Annotated in this window: 12 protein-coding genes; 7 read left to right on the top strand and 5 right to left on the bottom strand. The window is 61.9% G+C overall.

What is annotated here, in order from left to right; translation table 11 throughout:
- Positions 1-49: 49 nt before the first annotated feature.
- Both R0125_RS00215 and R0125_RS00220 read right to left on the bottom strand, forming a co-directional pair.
- Positions 50-2,323, bottom strand: coding sequence for an ATP-dependent helicase (locus R0125_RS00215; RefSeq protein WP_317236731.1), 2,274 nt, complete (start codon positions 2,321-2,323; stop codon positions 50-52).
- Positions 2,324-2,374: 51 nt separating this feature from the next.
- On the bottom strand, positions 2,375-3,505 hold the full coding sequence (locus R0125_RS00220) for a DUF3524 domain-containing protein (RefSeq protein WP_248181662.1): 1,131 nt from the start codon (positions 3,503-3,505) through the stop codon (positions 2,375-2,377).
- 79 nt (positions 3,506-3,584) lie between these two features.
- Here R0125_RS00220 and R0125_RS00225 point away from each other — a divergent pair, with 79 nt between their 5' ends.
- The 3 genes from R0125_RS00225 to R0125_RS00235 all read left to right on the top strand — a co-directional run bounded on the left by R0125_RS00225 (position 3,585) and on the right by R0125_RS00235 (position 6,889).
- Complete coding sequence (locus R0125_RS00225) at positions 3,585-3,962, top strand: DUF2237 domain-containing protein (protein WP_317236732.1); 378 nt, start codon at positions 3,585-3,587, stop codon at positions 3,960-3,962.
- The gene (locus R0125_RS00230; RefSeq protein ID WP_317236733.1) at positions 3,962-6,109 is read left to right on the top strand and encodes a tRNA(Met) cytidine acetyltransferase TmcA; all 2,148 of its coding nucleotides are present in this window, start codon (positions 3,962-3,964) and stop codon (positions 6,107-6,109) included. The genes R0125_RS00225 and R0125_RS00230 overlap by 1 nt, the downstream gene beginning before the upstream one ends.
- Positions 6,110-6,178: 69 nt before the next feature.
- A complete protein-coding gene (locus R0125_RS00235) occupies positions 6,179-6,889 on the top strand; it encodes an ankyrin repeat domain-containing protein (protein ID WP_317236734.1) in 711 nt (236 codons plus the stop codon).
- Positions 6,890-6,907: 18 nt separating this feature from the next.
- Here the strand turns inward: R0125_RS00235 and R0125_RS00240 are convergent, their stop codons facing one another.
- A complete protein-coding gene (locus R0125_RS00240; protein WP_248181658.1) occupies positions 6,908-8,011 on the bottom strand; it encodes an enoyl-CoA hydratase/isomerase family protein in 1,104 nt (367 codons plus the stop codon).
- Between the two features lie 132 nt (positions 8,012-8,143).
- On the opposite strand from R0125_RS00240, the gene R0125_RS00245 reads away from it, so the two are divergent.
- A complete protein-coding gene (locus R0125_RS00245) occupies positions 8,144-8,476 on the top strand; it encodes a c-type cytochrome (protein ID WP_248181657.1) in 333 nt (110 codons plus the stop codon).
- 44 nt (positions 8,477-8,520) lie between these two features.
- Here R0125_RS00245 and ppnN read toward each other — a convergent pair whose 3' ends face one another.
- Positions 8,521-9,903 carry a nucleotide 5'-monophosphate nucleosidase PpnN gene (gene ppnN / locus R0125_RS00250; protein ID WP_248181656.1) on the bottom strand — a complete coding sequence of 461 codons (1,383 nt, stop codon included), beginning with the start codon at positions 9,901-9,903 and terminating at the stop codon, positions 8,521-8,523.
- 160 nt (positions 9,904-10,063) lie between these two features.
- On the opposite strand from ppnN, the gene thiI reads away from it, so the two are divergent.
- A complete protein-coding gene (gene thiI, locus R0125_RS00255; RefSeq protein ID WP_317236735.1) occupies positions 10,064-11,518 on the top strand; it encodes a tRNA uracil 4-sulfurtransferase ThiI in 1,455 nt (484 codons plus the stop codon).
- 18 nt (positions 11,519-11,536) lie between these two features.
- On the opposite strand, the gene R0125_RS00260 is transcribed toward thiI, so the two are convergent.
- Positions 11,537-12,553: a histone deacetylase family protein gene (locus R0125_RS00260; protein ID WP_317236736.1), complete on the bottom strand. Its 1,017-nt coding sequence runs from the start codon at positions 12,551-12,553 to the stop codon at positions 11,537-11,539.
- Between the two features lie 177 nt (positions 12,554-12,730).
- Here R0125_RS00260 and R0125_RS00265 point away from each other — a divergent pair, with 177 nt between their 5' ends.
- Together R0125_RS00265 and uvrD are read left to right on the top strand one after the other, a co-directional pair.
- Entirely contained in the window at positions 12,731-14,185 is a 1,455-nt protein-coding gene (locus tag R0125_RS00265; RefSeq protein ID WP_317236737.1) for an NAD-dependent succinate-semialdehyde dehydrogenase, read from the top strand.
- Positions 14,186-14,343: 158 nt separating this feature from the next.
- Positions 14,344-16,509: a DNA helicase II gene (gene uvrD / locus R0125_RS00270; RefSeq protein ID WP_317236738.1), complete on the top strand. Its 2,166-nt coding sequence runs from the start codon at positions 14,344-14,346 to the stop codon at positions 16,507-16,509.
- Positions 16,510-16,527 lie beyond the last annotated feature (18 nt).

A 16,527-nucleotide genomic window follows, 5' to 3' on the forward strand; every position in this document is an offset into this window, starting at 1 on the left:
ACCGGATAAGGGATTGTACGCCCAATGTCTCGCGACATGTGCCGGCCGATCAGGCCAGCACGGTGAAATACAGGTGCGCGCTTTTCTTGCTGAAGTTCAGGGTTTCACCGGAATCGAAACGGACTTCAAACGCGTTCTCTTCCTCGCCGGTTACCGAACCGGCCCCGAATATGGCGTGGCTGAGTCGTTTGCTTGCCCACACCGGCCCATGGCCGGCACTGCTCTCTGCCGCTCTGCCTTCCAGGGTCACGGCTTCGCGCTCGGCGTAGCGGAGGCTGATCGGCGTTAGCGGATGAGTCGCCTGGAAAACCGGAGCCTCTGATTCCGCGCGCTCGTGCAGCCATGTTCCCAGTTCGTGGCAAAGGCCGAAACACAGCTCATCGACAAACCGGCTGGGCCCCTGATCGCCTTCCAGGTGACGGGTGGTCGTCATGGGTCGGGTAATCAGATGCAGTTGCTGACGGGTGCGGGTCATGGCCACGTACAGCAGCCGTCGCTCACTTTCCAGGAAGCTTTGTGGATTGTCCTGGGGCCGCGGGGTGTAGGGCAGGTATTTCTCCTGCAGCCCGGGCAGGATCACCACCGGCCATTCCAGGCCTTTGGTGCGGTGGATAGTGGACAACAATACACCATGGCTGACGTGCTCACCGGCCTGTTTCTTGAGGGTGTTGAGGTGTTCCAGCGCACCCGCGGCGTCCAGCTTCAGGCCGCTGAGGTAAGCGCGGAAGCCCTCCACGGTATCAATGCGCTCATCGGCGGCCTCGTGCGTCAGTGCCAGGCTGCGTATGCCCTCATACAATTCGGTATGGTCGGCGTACACGGCAATGGCGTTGCTGACCGGCCCGCTGTAGCCCTGCAGGCGGGCCAGCACCTCGCCCAGTTTGCGCAGCTTGCGCGCGGCCATCGGCGCCAGGGCATCGAAATCCATCGCCAGCAGGCGCTGGTGCCAGTCGTGCTCAAAGCCGGCGAGGAAGCCGGCCAGTTGCTCCAGTTCCGGCTCTTTCAATCCGACATGGGGAAAGCGAAGCAGCTGGCGGGCCGTGTTCAGGCGATCGTCCGGCGGCAGCTTAGCCAGCTTGCCGGCAATCACGGTCAGCAGGGCACTCACCGCTTGCACCTCGCGGCTGAACAGGGCGCCCTTGCCCGCGTCGATGCGGTAGGGAATCTGTTGCGCCAACAACTTTAATTCAATCGGCACGCTCTGGCTCCACACCCGAAACAGGATCGCGGTGCCGGCCAGTGCCTCCACGGGCTGCTGGCGCAACAATTCGACCACTGTGTCGCCGTCATTCTCTGCTTCATGCAGACGGATGCCGGTGTCCGGTGTCGAAGGATGGGCGTGGCAGAGCACATCCTTGCGGCCGGTGTTGTGGCAGATCAGATGGTTCGCCAGCAGCGCCACCCGGTGGCCATAACGGAAACTGTAGCTCAGGGTCTGTTCCAGCGGGCTCTCGAACTCATCACTGAAGCGTTTGAGGATGAACTCCGGTTTGGCGCCGCGGAACTCGTAAATGGTCTGGTCCGGGTCACCCACCACGGTGACCCGTGCCCGGTCGCCAGCAACATAACGCAGCAGCAGATGCTGAATCTCGTTCGTGTCCTGGTACTCGTCCACCAGAATCAGGTCCATTTTGTTGCTCACCAGTCGCTGCAACGGCGGGTTCTGGTGAATCGCCATGACCGGCTCGTACAGCATGTCGGCGTAGCTGATCCGCCCCTGGCCCTTGCGCCACTGCTCGAAGCTGTGGAACAGGTCGATCAGGTAACGGTGTTTGTCGGCGTAACCCAGCTCCTCGAACACCACCTCGGCGGGCGACAGTGTGGTCTTGACCCGATCGATGAAGCCGGTCGCCGTTTCCACGAAATCCTTCTTGTTGCGGCGGATCTCGTCGGCCAGATCGTCCGGCGCCAGCCGCCGGGTCAGCAACCACGACTGATAGCTGATTTCCTGCTCGGTGAGAATTTTGTCGGAGAACCCCGGCAGGTAACCCTCCCGCACGAACCGCTTATACAGCCGCAATCCCATGGCGTGATAGGTGCGGATCTCCGGCGTTGCCAGCCCGAGGTTGCGGGTAACGTCCCGCAGCTTGCGCTCGAAATCGACCCGCGCACTGCGGTTGAACATCAGTACCAGCATGCGGTCAGGGTCATGACCCTGCTGCAGCAAATAACGGATGCGCCAGGCCAGGGTGGAGGTTTTGCCGCTGCCCGCCACAGCGGTGATTACCGAATGCTCGTAGCCGGCGGTGACGATGGCCTGCTGCTCGTCGGTGAGGTAATCCGGAAGGTTATCGGGTTCGGGCATGTCGGATCGGTTTGGCATGGGGCGCATTGTACCGGCCTTTTTGTCCGGATTTGGGATAAATTGGGGTGATCAATCGGTCCGGGCCGGGTACAGCATCCGGTCAAACACGGCCTGGTAGGCGTCGGTCAGTACCGACGCTCGCCAGGCGTTTGGTGGGCACCCGGCAGCCCGGTGCAGGCGGAGGTGTTCCAGACAATCCGCCGCGGCGCCGGCCTCAGCGTCTGCATCCTGTTCATGGCTGGCGTAGCGATGGCGCGCAGGAACATACTCCCGATACGCCAACCGGTCCGGTGCCAGCGGCACGCACCCGGCGGCCATGGCCTCCAGCATCGACAGCCCCTGGAAATCGTGAAGAGCAGTGGAGATCACAACGTCTGCCTGGCGCAACAGCTGATCATACTCGCCGCGGCTGCCGAGAAAGCCCCAGTGCGTGATCCGCTCCCCGAACTGATCCCGGATCTGGTCAAACGCGCGGGGATGGTTGCGGAACTGTTCACCCACCACGCTGAGCCGGAATGGCAGGTCACGTTGCTTCAGCGCCTGCAGGAGCTTCAGCAAACGCTCGGGTCCCTTGTCGTATTCCCAGCGGTGATTCCACAGCAGGTGGGGGCAGACCCAGTTCACCTCACTCGGTTGCTCGGCGAACAGACGGTCCTCGATCGGCACCGGAATCACCCGGGATTTCGCCCGCAGGCAGGCGCTCAGCCCCTCGGGTACCTCGTCGGGCATTTTATCGAGCAAGGCTCGCACACCGTCGAGAAAACTGTCCCGGTTCCAGTCGCTGTTAAATACCACAAGATCGGCAGAGATGGCGCTGTAAAGATTGACCATCTGGGGGTCGACGCTGGATGCCTGGGTTCCGGACACTGGAAAAGCAAACTGGTTTTCATGCATGTAGAGCAGGCAGGGCGTTCGGGTCAACTGGGGGTGAATGCTGCGTAATGTGGCCAGATCGACCATGGAGGTGGCGATGACCAGATCCCAGGGCTCACTCAGTGCCGGTTCGTTCAGCCAGCTCAGCGGATTGCCGCGAATGCGCCAGCGGAAAAAACGCGGGGGCAACGCCAGCGTCTGCCAGTGAAAACCCGGGAACAACGCCGTCAGTTGCTCGCGCCAGCGTTGGTGGCTGGTGGCGTCATAGCTGGACAGGAGCAGGATTCGGGGAGTGTCTCCCGAACCAGGGATGCGGGAATCTGCCATAGGAGAGATGCGGGTCAAGCGTTCAATTCGTTATAGTAATGAGTCGATATCGATTTAACCAGCAGAAAGGGACACACCCATGCAGTCTGAGGAATCCGTTAACGTACTCGGTGAAACACTGGAAACCTGTGGCAACGATCCGGTCACCGGTTTTTACCGGGATGGCTGTTGCAACACCGGTCCCGACGACTTTGGCGCCCACACCGTATGTGCCGTGGTCACCGATGAGTTCCTCGCGTTCTCCAAGGCCCGTGGCAACGATCTCAGCACCCCCAGACCGGAATTTGGCTTCCCCGGCCTCAGAGCCGGGGACAGTTGGTGCCTGTGCGCTGCCCGCTGGCAGGAGGCATTCGATGCCGGCTGCGCCCCCCGGGTGCGGTTGCGGGCCACCCATCAGGCGGCACTGGAACATTGTGCCCTGGATAGCCTGAAAGTTCATGGAACCGATCTCAGCTGATGACGCCCAGCGCCCCACAAGAAACCGACGTAGCTCCCTGGCGTCGGCTGCAGCAACAACTGGCAGCGCTGGGTGAGCGCCGCCTCGTGTTGGTGGAAGGTGAGCCGGCCAGTGCCCTTGACTGGCTGCGGCAACAGGTGCCAACCCTGGCCATGGAACGCGGTGTCTGGACTGGCGCGGCGGACGACTCGCCTGATTCGCGGCTGACGGGTTTGCCGCCCGGACAAGCCCGCCAATGGTTGGGGCGCGAGCTGGACGTGGTGGTCTGGGACGGCTGGCACGGCAATCCTCCCGACGGTCTGGCGGCACTGGCCGGCACCCTCAAGGCCGGGGGGCTGCTGTTCTGGCTGATGCCTCCGCTGACCCAGTGGGCCACCTTTGAGGATCCCGATTACGCCAGAACCGGCCTTGACGGCCTCGATCATCATCCGTTTGCCGCGAGGCTGTCGGCTGTTCTGGCCGCGTCCCCGTCGGTGATCCGGGTCAATCCGGCACAGGGAGCGCACGCGGTGCTGCCGCGGCTGGCGCGTCCGTCGCAGCCATTCGCCATCGCCGAAACGGCCGACCAGCACCGGGTTCTCGAGGCCATCGTCCGCACCGGGCAGGGGCGTCGCCGACGCCCGCTGGTGATCACCGCGGACCGGGGCCGGGGTAAGTCGGCGGCGCTCGGGATCGCGGCGGTCCGGTTGCTTCAGCAGGGGCGCCGGCATGTGGTGGTGACCGCGCCATCCGCCGAGGCTGCGGATACGGTGTTTCGGCATGCTCGCCTGGCGGCGGGGGAGCATGTCGCTGAACTGCGATCGACGGGCGAGCTGCGATTGGCGGATGGTGGCTGCCTGAGTTACCTGCCGCCTGACCAGTTACTGGCCCGGGCGCCGATGGCGGAGCTGGTGCTGGTGGACGAGGCGGCAGCGCTGCCGACCGAACGGCTGACACAGATTCTGGGCGGCTGGCCGCGGGTGGTGTTTGCATCCACTGTGCACGGTTACGAGGGCTCGGGCCGCGGCTTCGCGATCCGTTTTCGCCAGGTGCTGGATGCCCGCACGCCGCAGTGGCGCCAGGTCACCCTGCAAACGCCCATCCGCTGGTCCGACACCGATCCTCTGGAACCGCTGATTTCCGAGCTGTTTCTGCTGCACGCCGATGCGCCGGCCACGGTGCCCACCGATGGTGAGGTGACGATTGCACCCTGGGCACCGGCGCGGGCCAGCGAACAGGAGCGGGCAGAGGCGTTTGGCCTGTTGGTCAACGCCCATTACCGCACAACCCCGGCCGACCTGCGCCAGTGGCTCGATGATCCCGATGCGGTCAGCTGGCGGCTCACAGTGGGCGGTCAGCTTGCCGGTGTGCTCTGGGCATCGAAAGAAGGCGGGTTGGAACCCACGCTGGCGGAACAGGTCATGCGGGGTGAGCGGCGCGTGCGCGGGCACCTTCTGGCTCAGTCGCTGGCCAATCACAGCGGCTTTCCCGAGGCGGCCTGTTGCACCTGGTTGCGGGTGGTGCGGGTGGCCGTCAGCGAGCATTACCGCTCTCGCGGATACGGTCAGCAGCTGGTAGACACCGCGTGCGCATACGCCGCCAGCAAGCAATATGACGGCCTGGGCACCAGTTTTGGCGGTAATGAACCGTTGATCCGTTTCTGGCAGCGGTCGGGCCTGGCGCTGGCGCGCCCGGGCATGACCCGGGAAACCAGCACCGGTGAATACCCGATTCAGATGCTGCGCGGTGTGTCGGCTCGCGGCGAGAACCTGTTACACCGCATTCGTCAGCGGCTGGCGGAACACTGGCTGGCACTGGTTCCCCTGTACTGGCGGGATACGGAACCGGCCCTGATTGGTCTGTTGACCGCGGAGCTGGCGGCGAAGCAGCACCTGAGCGCCGAGGATTGTCGAGACCTGGACAGCTTTGCCAGTGGCCACCGTGGTTTCGAGCTGATGGTGCCGGTGCTGCGTAAGGTCAGTCTGGGTCAGGCGACATCAGAGGTCCTCGGGGGGCATGAGGATGCTCAGCTGTGGATTCGCCGTGTGGTTCAGGGCTGGTCGTGGCCGGAGCTGCAAAGTGCCGGGGTGTGCCTTGGCGCCCGGGACGGAGAACAGCGACTGCGTCGCATGGCGGGCACTGTGCTGGCCCATGCCCGCAACTTGTGACCCGCTCGATTTAATTCCCGCCCGGACCTGCGCAGAATACGGTCAAAAAACACCAACAGAGACCTCATCATGGCCAAGGGAACCGGCACCATCCGTGCTCATCCGTTCATTCTGCTTCTGCTTCTGCTTTTGCTCAGCCTGCTTGTCAGTGGTTGTGCCTCCCCTGCTGATCAGCCTGCCAATCTGGCGTCCCGCGAGGCATCTTCTGCAAACACCCCGATGGTGGCCGCCATTCGTGCCGGTGAGCTGGATCGGGTCAAGTCCCTGGCCGCTGACGGCGCCTCCCTGAACACGGTCACAGAAGCTGGCACGCCGTTGATGGTGGCGGTGAGGCGACAGCAGGATCGCATTGCCTGGTACCTGTTGTCGGAGGGGGCGAATCCGGACCTGAGCACGGGTGATGGCGAAACCGCGCTGATGGTGGCGGCCGGGCAGGGCAGCCGTCGGCTGGTGCAGTTGCTGCTGTCGGCGGGTGCACAAGTGAACGCAGCGGATGCAGCCGGTTCAACACCGGTGATTCGCGCCGCTCAGAACGGCCACCTGTCCGTTGTGAAAGTGCTGCTGGCGGCCGGCGCCAATGTGAATGTCAGCCAGAATGGCCGTTCGCTGTTGATGCACATCGTCGACAGCGGCGACATGCTGACCGCGGAAATGCTCTTGGCGGCGGGGGCTGACGTGAATTTTCGTTCCGGGCAAGGCGTGACCGCGCTGGAGGTGGCCAGAGGCAATGGCAATCGGGACCTGGAAATGTTGTTGATTCAGGCGGGCGCCGAGCTCTAGATTGCCGCGGCGTGCAGCTCAATCGAGCTGCATTGGATCCGTCTCGTCGTCCCATTCCGGCAGGAAGTGGGCATCGATCACAGCCTGGGGTACCTGGTCGAGTGCTGTGAACGACCATCGGGGCGCCTGGTCACGGTCGATCAGGCGAGCACGGATGCCTTCGGGCAGGTCCGCCCGGCGAGTGCACTCAGTGGCCATGGCCAGCTCCATGCGGAACACGTCCTTGAGCGACATCTGCTGTGCCCGTTTCAACTGGGTCCACACCAGCCACATGGATAACGGACAGCCGGTTCGAAGGTTGTGCACCGCCGCCTGCCACCAGTCGCTGCTGATGTCAGCGGAAATCAGGCGATCCACGATTGCTGGCAAGTCGTCGCCGGCACTCAGCCTGGCGATATCCTGTTCATGGGCGGCCAGTTTGCTAGTCTCCAGCGCGCGATAATCCACGGCATTCAGCTGATTGAGCAGGCGAAACAGGCGGTTATCGGTGGCCGCGGGACCGTCGGTCCAACGCTCGCTTTGCAGGCGATCAAGCAGGCTGCTGCGGTCTTCGGGACCGATGGCCATGTCCGCCAGACCTACCCTGATAGCATCCGAGGCATTGAGGCGGCAGCCGGTCAATCCCATGAACAGACCGAGGCGCCCCGGCAGACGGTTCAGAAACCAGCTGGCGCCGACATCGGGAAACAGGCCGATGGCAACTTCCGGCATGGCCATGGTGATCTCCGGGGTGATCAGTCGGTACCGGCAGCCGGTGAGCAGTCCCAGACCCCCGCCCATGATGACCCCGTGGCCAATCCCCACCACCGGTTTCGGGAACCGGTGAAGGCTGTAGTCGAGCCGGTACTCCCGGGTAAAAAAATCCGCTGCCGGAGCAGACTCATCGGCGTTGATGATCCCATCGTATAACTGCGTGATGTCGCCGCCTGCACAGAAGGCGCGTTCACCGGCACCTTGCAGAACCACCAGCGCAATGCCGTCATCCTCGGCCCAGGCGTCCAGGGTGCGCTGAGCTTCGATGATCATGTCAACAGAGAGCGCATTCAGGGTGGCGGGCGAGTCCAGAGTGATCAGGCCGATCCGGCCTTCCAGGCAATCAAGTTCTTGCACCTTGATGGGCATGTTCAGATCTCCGCATGGCCTTGGGATAATGCATTTAAGGTTCCAGGGCACTGTGCTATAAGTTTAAGCTGTTCGATGTCTGGCACGTGGTTGTCGGATGCCGACAACCATAACGATGAGAGGGTAAAACCAATGAGTTTGAAACACTATACCATTGCCGGGTTGTTTGCACTTGGCGCCCTGATGCCTGCGGCAGCCGCGGCAGGCGACGCGGAAGCGGGCAAGGCCAGGGCTGCAGTTTGCGCCGCGTGTCACGGTAAAGACGGTATTGCTGCGATTCCGGGCTATCCAAATCTGGCGGGGCAGAATGAGCAGTACCTGATCTCAGCCCTGAAGGCCTACAAGAACAAACAGCGTTCCGGTGGTCAGGCTGCCATCATGCAGGGTCAGGCCATGGCCCTGAGCGATGACGACATTGCCAACCTCGCCGCCTACTACGCCAGCCTCCCTGCAGGCGGTCAGTAATTACCTTCTGATGCCTTTCGCCATCGGCGGTCAGTCGGGCCGGCTCAGGCCGCCCCGCTGACAATCCGGTAACTGGGTTTGTAGGCGCTGGAACCGGGCAGCTTCATCCGGTCCTGGGCCACAAACTGTTCCAGCATCGCCTCCAGGGGTCTGATCAGGCTGGGGTCGCCGGCAATCTCGAACGGTCCTCTCTCCTGCACCTGGCGAATGCCATTTTCTTTCACGTTGCCCGCAACGATGCCGCTGAATGCCTTGCGCAGGTTGGCCGCGATCATGTGCACCGGCTGGTCGCGGTGCAGCTCCAGTGCACGCATGTTGTCGTGGTCGGGCTCGAACGGCAGTTGGAAGACCGGATCGATTTTCAGCATCCAGTTGAAGTAGTAGGCGTCCTGCATGGCGCGGCGGAAGGTTTCCACCTCTTTCATGCCCTGTTTCATGGTCTGGGCGACCCGGTCCGGGTCATCAATGATGATGTCGTATTTGCTGGCGGCTTCGTCACCCAGGGCGTTGCGGATGAAACTGTCGATCATCTCAAAGTATTCGGCGTTTTCCTGTTGCCCGGTAAACACCACCGGGAAGGGCAGGTCCGCGTTGTCCGGGTGCAACAGGATGCCAAGCAGGTACAGGATTTCTTCCGCCGTGCCCACGCCACCGGGGAACACGATGACCCCGTGCCCGGTGCGCACGAACGCCTCCAGACGTTTCTCGATGTCCGGCAGGATTACCAGCTCGTTGACGATGGGGTTGGGCGCTTCGGCACCAATAATGCCGGGCTCTGTCAGGCCGATGTAGCGCCCGTTTTTCACCCGTTGTTTGGCATGGCCAATGGTGGCGCCTTTCATCGGGCCCTTCATGGCCCCGGGGCCGCAACCCGTGCAGATGCTCAGGCCCCGCAGCCCGAGCTGGTGGCCCACTTCCTTGCTGTACTGATATTCCCGCTGATTGATGGAGTGTCCACCCCAGCACACCACCAGATCCGGCTGCCGGCCGGCCTGGAGTACCCGGGCGTTGCGAAGGATGTGGAAGATCAGGTTGGTGATATCCTCCGGATCGTCGCGGCGGAAGCCCGCGGCGGACTGGGGAATCGAGTAGGAATAGATGATGTCTCGCAACACCGAGAACAGGTGCTCCCGGATCGCCCGAAGCATCTCACCGTCCACAAAGGCGTGGGCAGGGGCGTTCACCAGCTCCAGTTTCAGCCCGCGCGGCTGGGGCACGAGGCGCACATCAAAGTCGGCGTGGGCTTCCATTAGTGTTTTGCAGTCGTCGGTTTCAACCCCGGTGTTCAGCACCGCCAGGGCACACTGGCGGAACAACCGGTAGAGACCACCCTCGCTTTTGTCTTTCAGTCGATTGACTTCGTGGTTGGAAAGAATTTCAAGACTGCCCTCGGGAGATACCAGGGCATTGATGGTCGCTTCGGTCATCTACGGTAAAACTCCTGAACGTTATACAGGGATGAATTCAGGGGCGGGCGCTCGGGCCGGTTTTAATCTTGTTTCGGCAATGCCTGATTTTAAGGCCCCCGCCGAAAACGTTAGACTAAGCCCATTCCGATCAATACGCCACCCGACCTGATTCCGATTTATGAAGCTGCTGATTCGCCCCGCTCCTGAAGTTGCGATCAAAAGTAAGCCCGTTCGTCGACAGCAGATGCGTTACCTGCGTCAGAACATCCGCAAGATTCTCGCCCGCCTGGACGCCGACATCCGTGTGGATGGCAGCTGGGACCGTGTTGATGTGGCCGTGCCGGAAGGCCGCGGCCTGTCGGGGCTGGTGATCGACGAACTACTGCGGATTCCGGGCATTTCCACCATTCAGGAAATCGGCGTGTTCCCGTTTGTCAGTATGGACGATGTTGCGGAAAAGGCTGTTGCTGCCTTTGGCGAACGACTTCGGGGCAAAACCTTTGCGGTACGGGTGCGGCGCCATGGTGATCAGGATTTCCGCTCCATTGATCTGGAGCGGGAAGTGGGTGGGGCACTGACGCAGCGCGCCCGCCCGAGGGGCGTGGACCTGAAATCGCCCGAGGTGGAAGTGCGCATCGAGGTGCAGGATGATCATTTTCACATTGCCCATCGCCGCCACCGTGGCCTGGGTGGCTACCCGTTCGGTAGCGCGGAAACGGTGATGACACTGGTGTCCGGTGGTTATGATTCCTCGGTTGCGGCTTACCTGATGATGCGCCGCGGTTTGCGCAGCCACTTCCTGTTTTTCAATCTTGGCGGCACCGCCCATGAGGTTGGCGTGCGGCAGGTGGTGCATTACCTCTGGTCCCGCTACGGTTCATCCCACGGTGCAAAATTCGTTTCCGTGCCGTTCGAGGGGGTAGTGGCGGAAATCATGCGCAGCGTCAATCACCGCCATTGGGGCGTGGTGCTCAAACGTCAGATGCTCAAGGCGGCCTCGGCCATCGCGCAACAGAACAATGCCATCGGTCTGGTGACCGGCGATGCGGTAGCCCAGGTCTCGAGCCAGACCCTGACCAACCTGAACGTGGTGGACCGTGCCAGCGAGGACGTGGTGCTGCGCCCGTTGGTGAGCATGGACAAGGAGGCCATCATTGCCTTGGCGCGGGAGATCGGAACCGAAGCCTACGCGCGGACCATGCCGGAATATTGTGGAGTGATTTCCCAGAAGCCCGTTACGCGCGCGAGGTTGCATCGGGTGGAAGAGGACGAAGCACTGATGGATGCGGCGGTTTTGCAGCAGGCCATCGATAACCGCCAGGACACGCCGGTCGCCCGCCTGCTGGAAACCACCACTACGCCGGAAGAGGTGGAACTGGTGCACACGCCGGAGGTGGATGACATCATCATCGACGTGCGTCACCCGGCCGAGGGCGAGCAGTCACCGCTGCGGATGACCAACAACTACGTCATTCAGATTCCGTTTTACGAGCTCAACCGGGAAATCGCCGCGCTGGAAGCCGATAAACAGTACCTGCTGTATTGCGATCGCGGCACCATGAGCCGCATGCGTGCCGGTCATCTGAAGGCCGGAGGCCACACCAACATCAAGGTGTACGCCCCGGCGTCGTGAGTGAGCGACAGGGCAGTATCAGCCCTGCAGGCCCTTGAAGAATTGCTGGACATTGGCGCTCAGCGTCTCCAGGTCGTAACCGCCTTCCTGCACCACCAGGGTGGGCAGGCCGGTCTGGCGCAGATGGCTGCCAAGGCGTGCGAAGCCCTCGGAGGTCACCGAGACCTTGGCCTGGGGGTCGTCCTTGTAGATATCAAAGCCGAGGGTCAGCACCATGGCATCCGGCTGGAACAGGCGGATGGCGGCCAGCGCTTCGTCCAGCTTGTGGAAGAAATCCTCCTCGGACGATCCGTGGGGCATAGGCAGATTGATGTTGTAGCCGTACCCTTCGCCCTCGCCACGCTCGTCTTCGAAGCCGCTCACCACCGGGTAGAAGTTGGTGGGGTCTCCGTGGATCGAGATGTACAGCACGTCACTGCGGTTGTAGAAAATCTCCTGAATGCCCTGGCCGTGATGCATGTCGGTATCGAGAATGACGATCCGAGGAAAACGGCTCTTCATATGCTCGGCCGCAATGGCGGCGTTATTAAGGTAGCAGAAGCCACCGGCGGCATCCTTGCGGGCGTGGTGACCGGGCGGACGGCACACCGCGTAGGAGGTGCGTTCACCGGCAATCAGCGCATCGGCCGCGCCGAGGGCGGTCTGGGCGGACCAATAGGCAGCGCTCCAGGTATTGGCACCGATGGGGCAGCTGCCATCCGCAAGATAGCGGGCGGCCTCTGCCAAAATGCCCTTCATAGCATTGGGCGAGCGCACGAAGATGTTGGACATGACTTCCTCGCCCCAGTCTTCCGGGATTTCCATCCAGCGCCGATGGGCCGATTCCAGAAACCGCAGGTAGCCCAGATCGTGAACCCTGGAAATGGGCCCGGCGCCCTGATCGGCTGGCTGCAGTACCGGAACGCCCATTGCCTTGAGGCCTTCCAGCATGTGGCCGGTGCGATCGGGGACTTCCTGAGGCTGGCGCATCTGACCACGGGTGAAGTAGGTTCTGGGGATGTGCTGGTCCTGCGCTGAGTGGAAAAATGCTTTCATCTACCGGCCTCCTGAATCAATCATTCTTCGAGTATAAGCAGTTAAACCGGGTGGTCAAAACACCATGGTGTGACTTTACAGCCCGTGCTTCTGCATCCACTATGGAAGGCATACCTGTGAGATGCAAACACCCATTGAGAGCTGACAGATAGCAGCCTATCAACGAAAGGAGCCGAGATGATCGAGTCACCCCTGCTTGACAAGCTGACTGGCTACATCGGCGGTCGCTGGTCCGATTCCTCCGAGGGCAACACTTTTGACGTCTACAACCCCGCCACCGGCGAGGTTATTGCCAAAGTGCCCTCCATGTCAGAGGCGGATGTGGTGGCCGCGGTCGAGGCGGGCAAGTCCGCACTCCGGCTGACCAGTCCCTACACCCTGGAAACCCGCCGCACATGGCTCGAGGGTATTCGCGACGCGTTGAGAGAGCACAAGGAAGAAGTGGGCCGTATCCTGTGCATGGAGCACGGCAAGCCGCTCAAGGAAGCGCAGGGCGAGGTGGATTACGCCGCCGGCTTCTTCGATTATTGTTCCAGGCATATTCAGGCGCTGGACGCCCACACCCTGACGGAAAAGCCCAAAGACTGCACCTGGACGGTTCATTACCGCCCCATCGGCGTCGCCGGGCTGATTACGCCGTGGAATTTTCCTATCGGCATGATCGCCAAGAAATTGTCTGCGGCCCTGGCGGCCGGCTGTCCCTCGGTGATCAAACCCGCCAGCGAAACGCCGCTGACCATGGTTGCCCTGTTCCGGTTGATGGACAAGTACGTGGACATGCCCGATGGCATGGTCAATCTGGTGATGGGTAAAGCCAGCGTGGTCGGCAAGGTGCTGTGTGAAAGCCCCGACGTGCCGATGCTGAGCTTCACCGGCTCCACTGAAGTGGGTCGCAAACTGGTGGTCGACACCGCCGAACAGGTGAAGAAGCTGGCGCTTGAGCTGGGCGGCAACGCCCCGTTCATCGTGTTTGATGACGCCGACCTGGATTCCGCCGCTGACAATCTGATCGCCAACAAATTCCGTGGCGGCGGCCAGACCTGCGTCTGTGCCAACCGGATTTTCGTGCATGAGAAAGTAGCTGACGCTTTTGGCGAGAAGCTGGCAGCGCGGGTCAACAAGATGACTGTGGGTAATGGTTTGACGGAAGACGTGGATCTCGGTCCGCTGATCAACCAGGCCGGCTTCGACAAGGTCAAACGTCACCTGGAAGATGCCCTGGCGAACGGCGCCTCGCTGGTTGCCGGCAAGAAACCGGAAGACCTCGGTGACGGCCACCTGTTCTTCCCGCCCACCGTGATCACCGGCGTCACCCGGGACATGTGTTGCTACCGCGAGGAAACTTTCGGCCCACTGGTGCCCATGGCGCTGTTCCGTCGCGAGGAGGAGGTCATCGACGCCGGCAATGACACCGAGTTCGGTCTGGCCTCCTACGTGTTCACCAACGACGCCGAGCGCGCCCAGCGCGTTGCCGCCGGCCTGCGGTTTGGCCACTGTGGCTGGAACACCGGCACCGGTCCGACCCCGGAGGCACCGTTTGGGGGCATGAAAGCCTCCGGTATTGGCCGCGAAGGGGGCCTGGAAGGCTTGTTCGAGTTTGTGGAAGCGCAAGCAGTACCCAGAGGTTTTTAAGAGAGAAGTTTTTTCCAAGCCTGAAATGCACGGGGGAGACCTCCTCCCCCGTGCATCCCGCCGAGAGTAAAAGGGCTACCCAAGCCCCGCCGACAAACCCTTTCTTCTCCTGTTATACTTCAACACCTGTTCATTTAACCAGTAGCGATTAAACCCCTATGGATGTCTCCCACATTATCGATGCCCTCAACGACGCCCAACGCGAAGCGGTCACTGCACAGAACGATCACCTGTTGGTGTTGGCGGGCGCCGGTAGTGGCAAGACGCGGGTATTGGTCCATCGGATTGCGTGGTTGATGCAGGTAGATCGGGTGCCACCCACGGGAATTCTCGCGGTCACTTTCACCAATAAAGCGGCAAAAGAGATGCGGTACCGCATCGAGCAGATGATGGACATTCCGGCGCGAGGGCTGTGGTTCGGCACCTTTCACGGCATCGCTCATCGCCTGCTGAGGTCGCACTGGCAGGACGCCGGCCTGCCGGAGAATTTCCAGGTACTCGATAGCGACGACCAGCTGCGGCTGATCAAGCGGGTGATGCGGGAGCTGCAAATTGATGAGAGCCGCTGGCCGCCGAAGCAGGCGCAGTGGTTTATCAACAGCCAGAAAGACGAAGGGCTGCGGGCGGATCATATCCAGGAGAATCCCGGGGACCAGTTCACCTCCACCATGCTGACGGTGTATCGCCAGTACGAAAAGCTGTGCCAGCTCAGTGGCCTGGTGGACTTTGGTGAGTTGCTGCTGCGTTCCCACGAGCTGTGGCTGCATCGGCCCGAATTGCTGGCCCATTACCAGGGCCGCTTCCAGCACATTCTGGTGGACGAGTTCCAGGACACCAACACCATTCAATACGCCTGGCTGCAGGTACTGGCCAGCCACCGTGTACCGCTGACCGTGGTGGGGGACGATGACCAGTCTATCTATGGCTGGCGTGGTGCCAAGATCGAGAATATCCAGCAGTATCAGCGGGATTTCCCCAATTCGCGGCTGGTGCGGCTGGAACAGAATTACCGCTCCACCCAGTTGATCCTGAAAGCGGCCAACTCGGTCATTGCCAACAACCAGGGTCGCCTCGGCAAGGAGTTGTGGACCGACGGTCCCGAGGGGGAGCCCATCAGTCTGTATGCGGCGTTCAACGAGCAGGACGAAGCCAACTACATTGCCGACACCATCTCCAGCTGGGTCCAGGATGGCAATCTACGTAGCGAATCCGCCATCCTCTACCGCTCCAACGCCCAGTCCCGGGTGCTGGAAGAATCCCTGATGCGCCAGGGCATTCCTTACCGGGTCTACGGCGGCTTGCGCTTCTACGACCGCCAGGAGATTCGCAATGCGCTGGCGTACCTGCGGCTGGTGCATTACCGCCGCGATGACGCCGCCTTCGAACGGGTGGTGAACATTCCCACGCGGGGCATCGGCGCCAAGAGCCTGGCGGAATTGCGGGAAGTGGCCACCGGCCAGAGCATTTCCCTGTGGGAGGCGGCGGAGCGGTTGCTGGAAGCGGGGCTGATCAAGGGCCGCGCCAAAACCGGCCTGCAATCCTTCATGGCGATCATCCACGACCTGTCGGAGATGGCGGACGACGCTTCCCTGCACGGCTTGATGAAGCAGACCATCGAAGCGAGCGGGCTGAAGGACTACCACGCCAGCGAAAAAGGCGAGAAGGGCCAGGCCCGGGTGGAAAACCTGGAGGAACTGGTCAACGCCCTGTCGGATTTCGAGGTGGAAGAGGGCGTGGATCCGCTGGCGGAATTCATTGCCCAGGCGGCGCTGGACGCCGGCGAGTCCCAGGCAGAATCCCACGAAGACAGCGTGCAGCTGATGACCCTGCACTCCGCCAAGGGCCTGGAATTTCCGCTGGTGTTCCTGGCCGGGGTCGAAGAGGGGTTGTTTCCCCACAGTATGTCCCTGGAAGAGCCGGGGCGCATGGAAGAGGAGCGTCGGCTGGCGTATGTGGGCATTACCCGCGCCATGAAGCAGTTGGTGCTCACCTACGCGGAATCCCGCCGGCTGTATGGGCAGGAGAAGTTCAACGCCCTGTCACGGTTCGTGCGGGAGATTCCCGGTGATTGCATTCAGGAAGTGCGGCTGCGCAATACGGTCAGCCGCCCGATGATGATGGAGCGGCCAAACGAGAGCCTGTTCAGCCAGGACTCCGCGGCGCAATCCGGTTTCAGCCTGGGGCAGCGGGTGCGCCACCCGAAGTTTGGCGAGGGCGTGGTGATGAACTCTGAGGGCACCGGCCACCACACCCGCGTTCAGGTCAATTTCGACGAGGGAGCCAAGTGGCTGGTGCTGGCCTATGCGCCGCTGGAAGCCTGCTGATTACGCTAGCATGGGCTG

It is taken from the genome of Marinobacter sp. M-5 (genome assembly GCF_032911545.1).
Lineage (GTDB): Bacteria > Pseudomonadota > Gammaproteobacteria > Pseudomonadales > Oleiphilaceae > Marinobacter > Marinobacter goseongensis.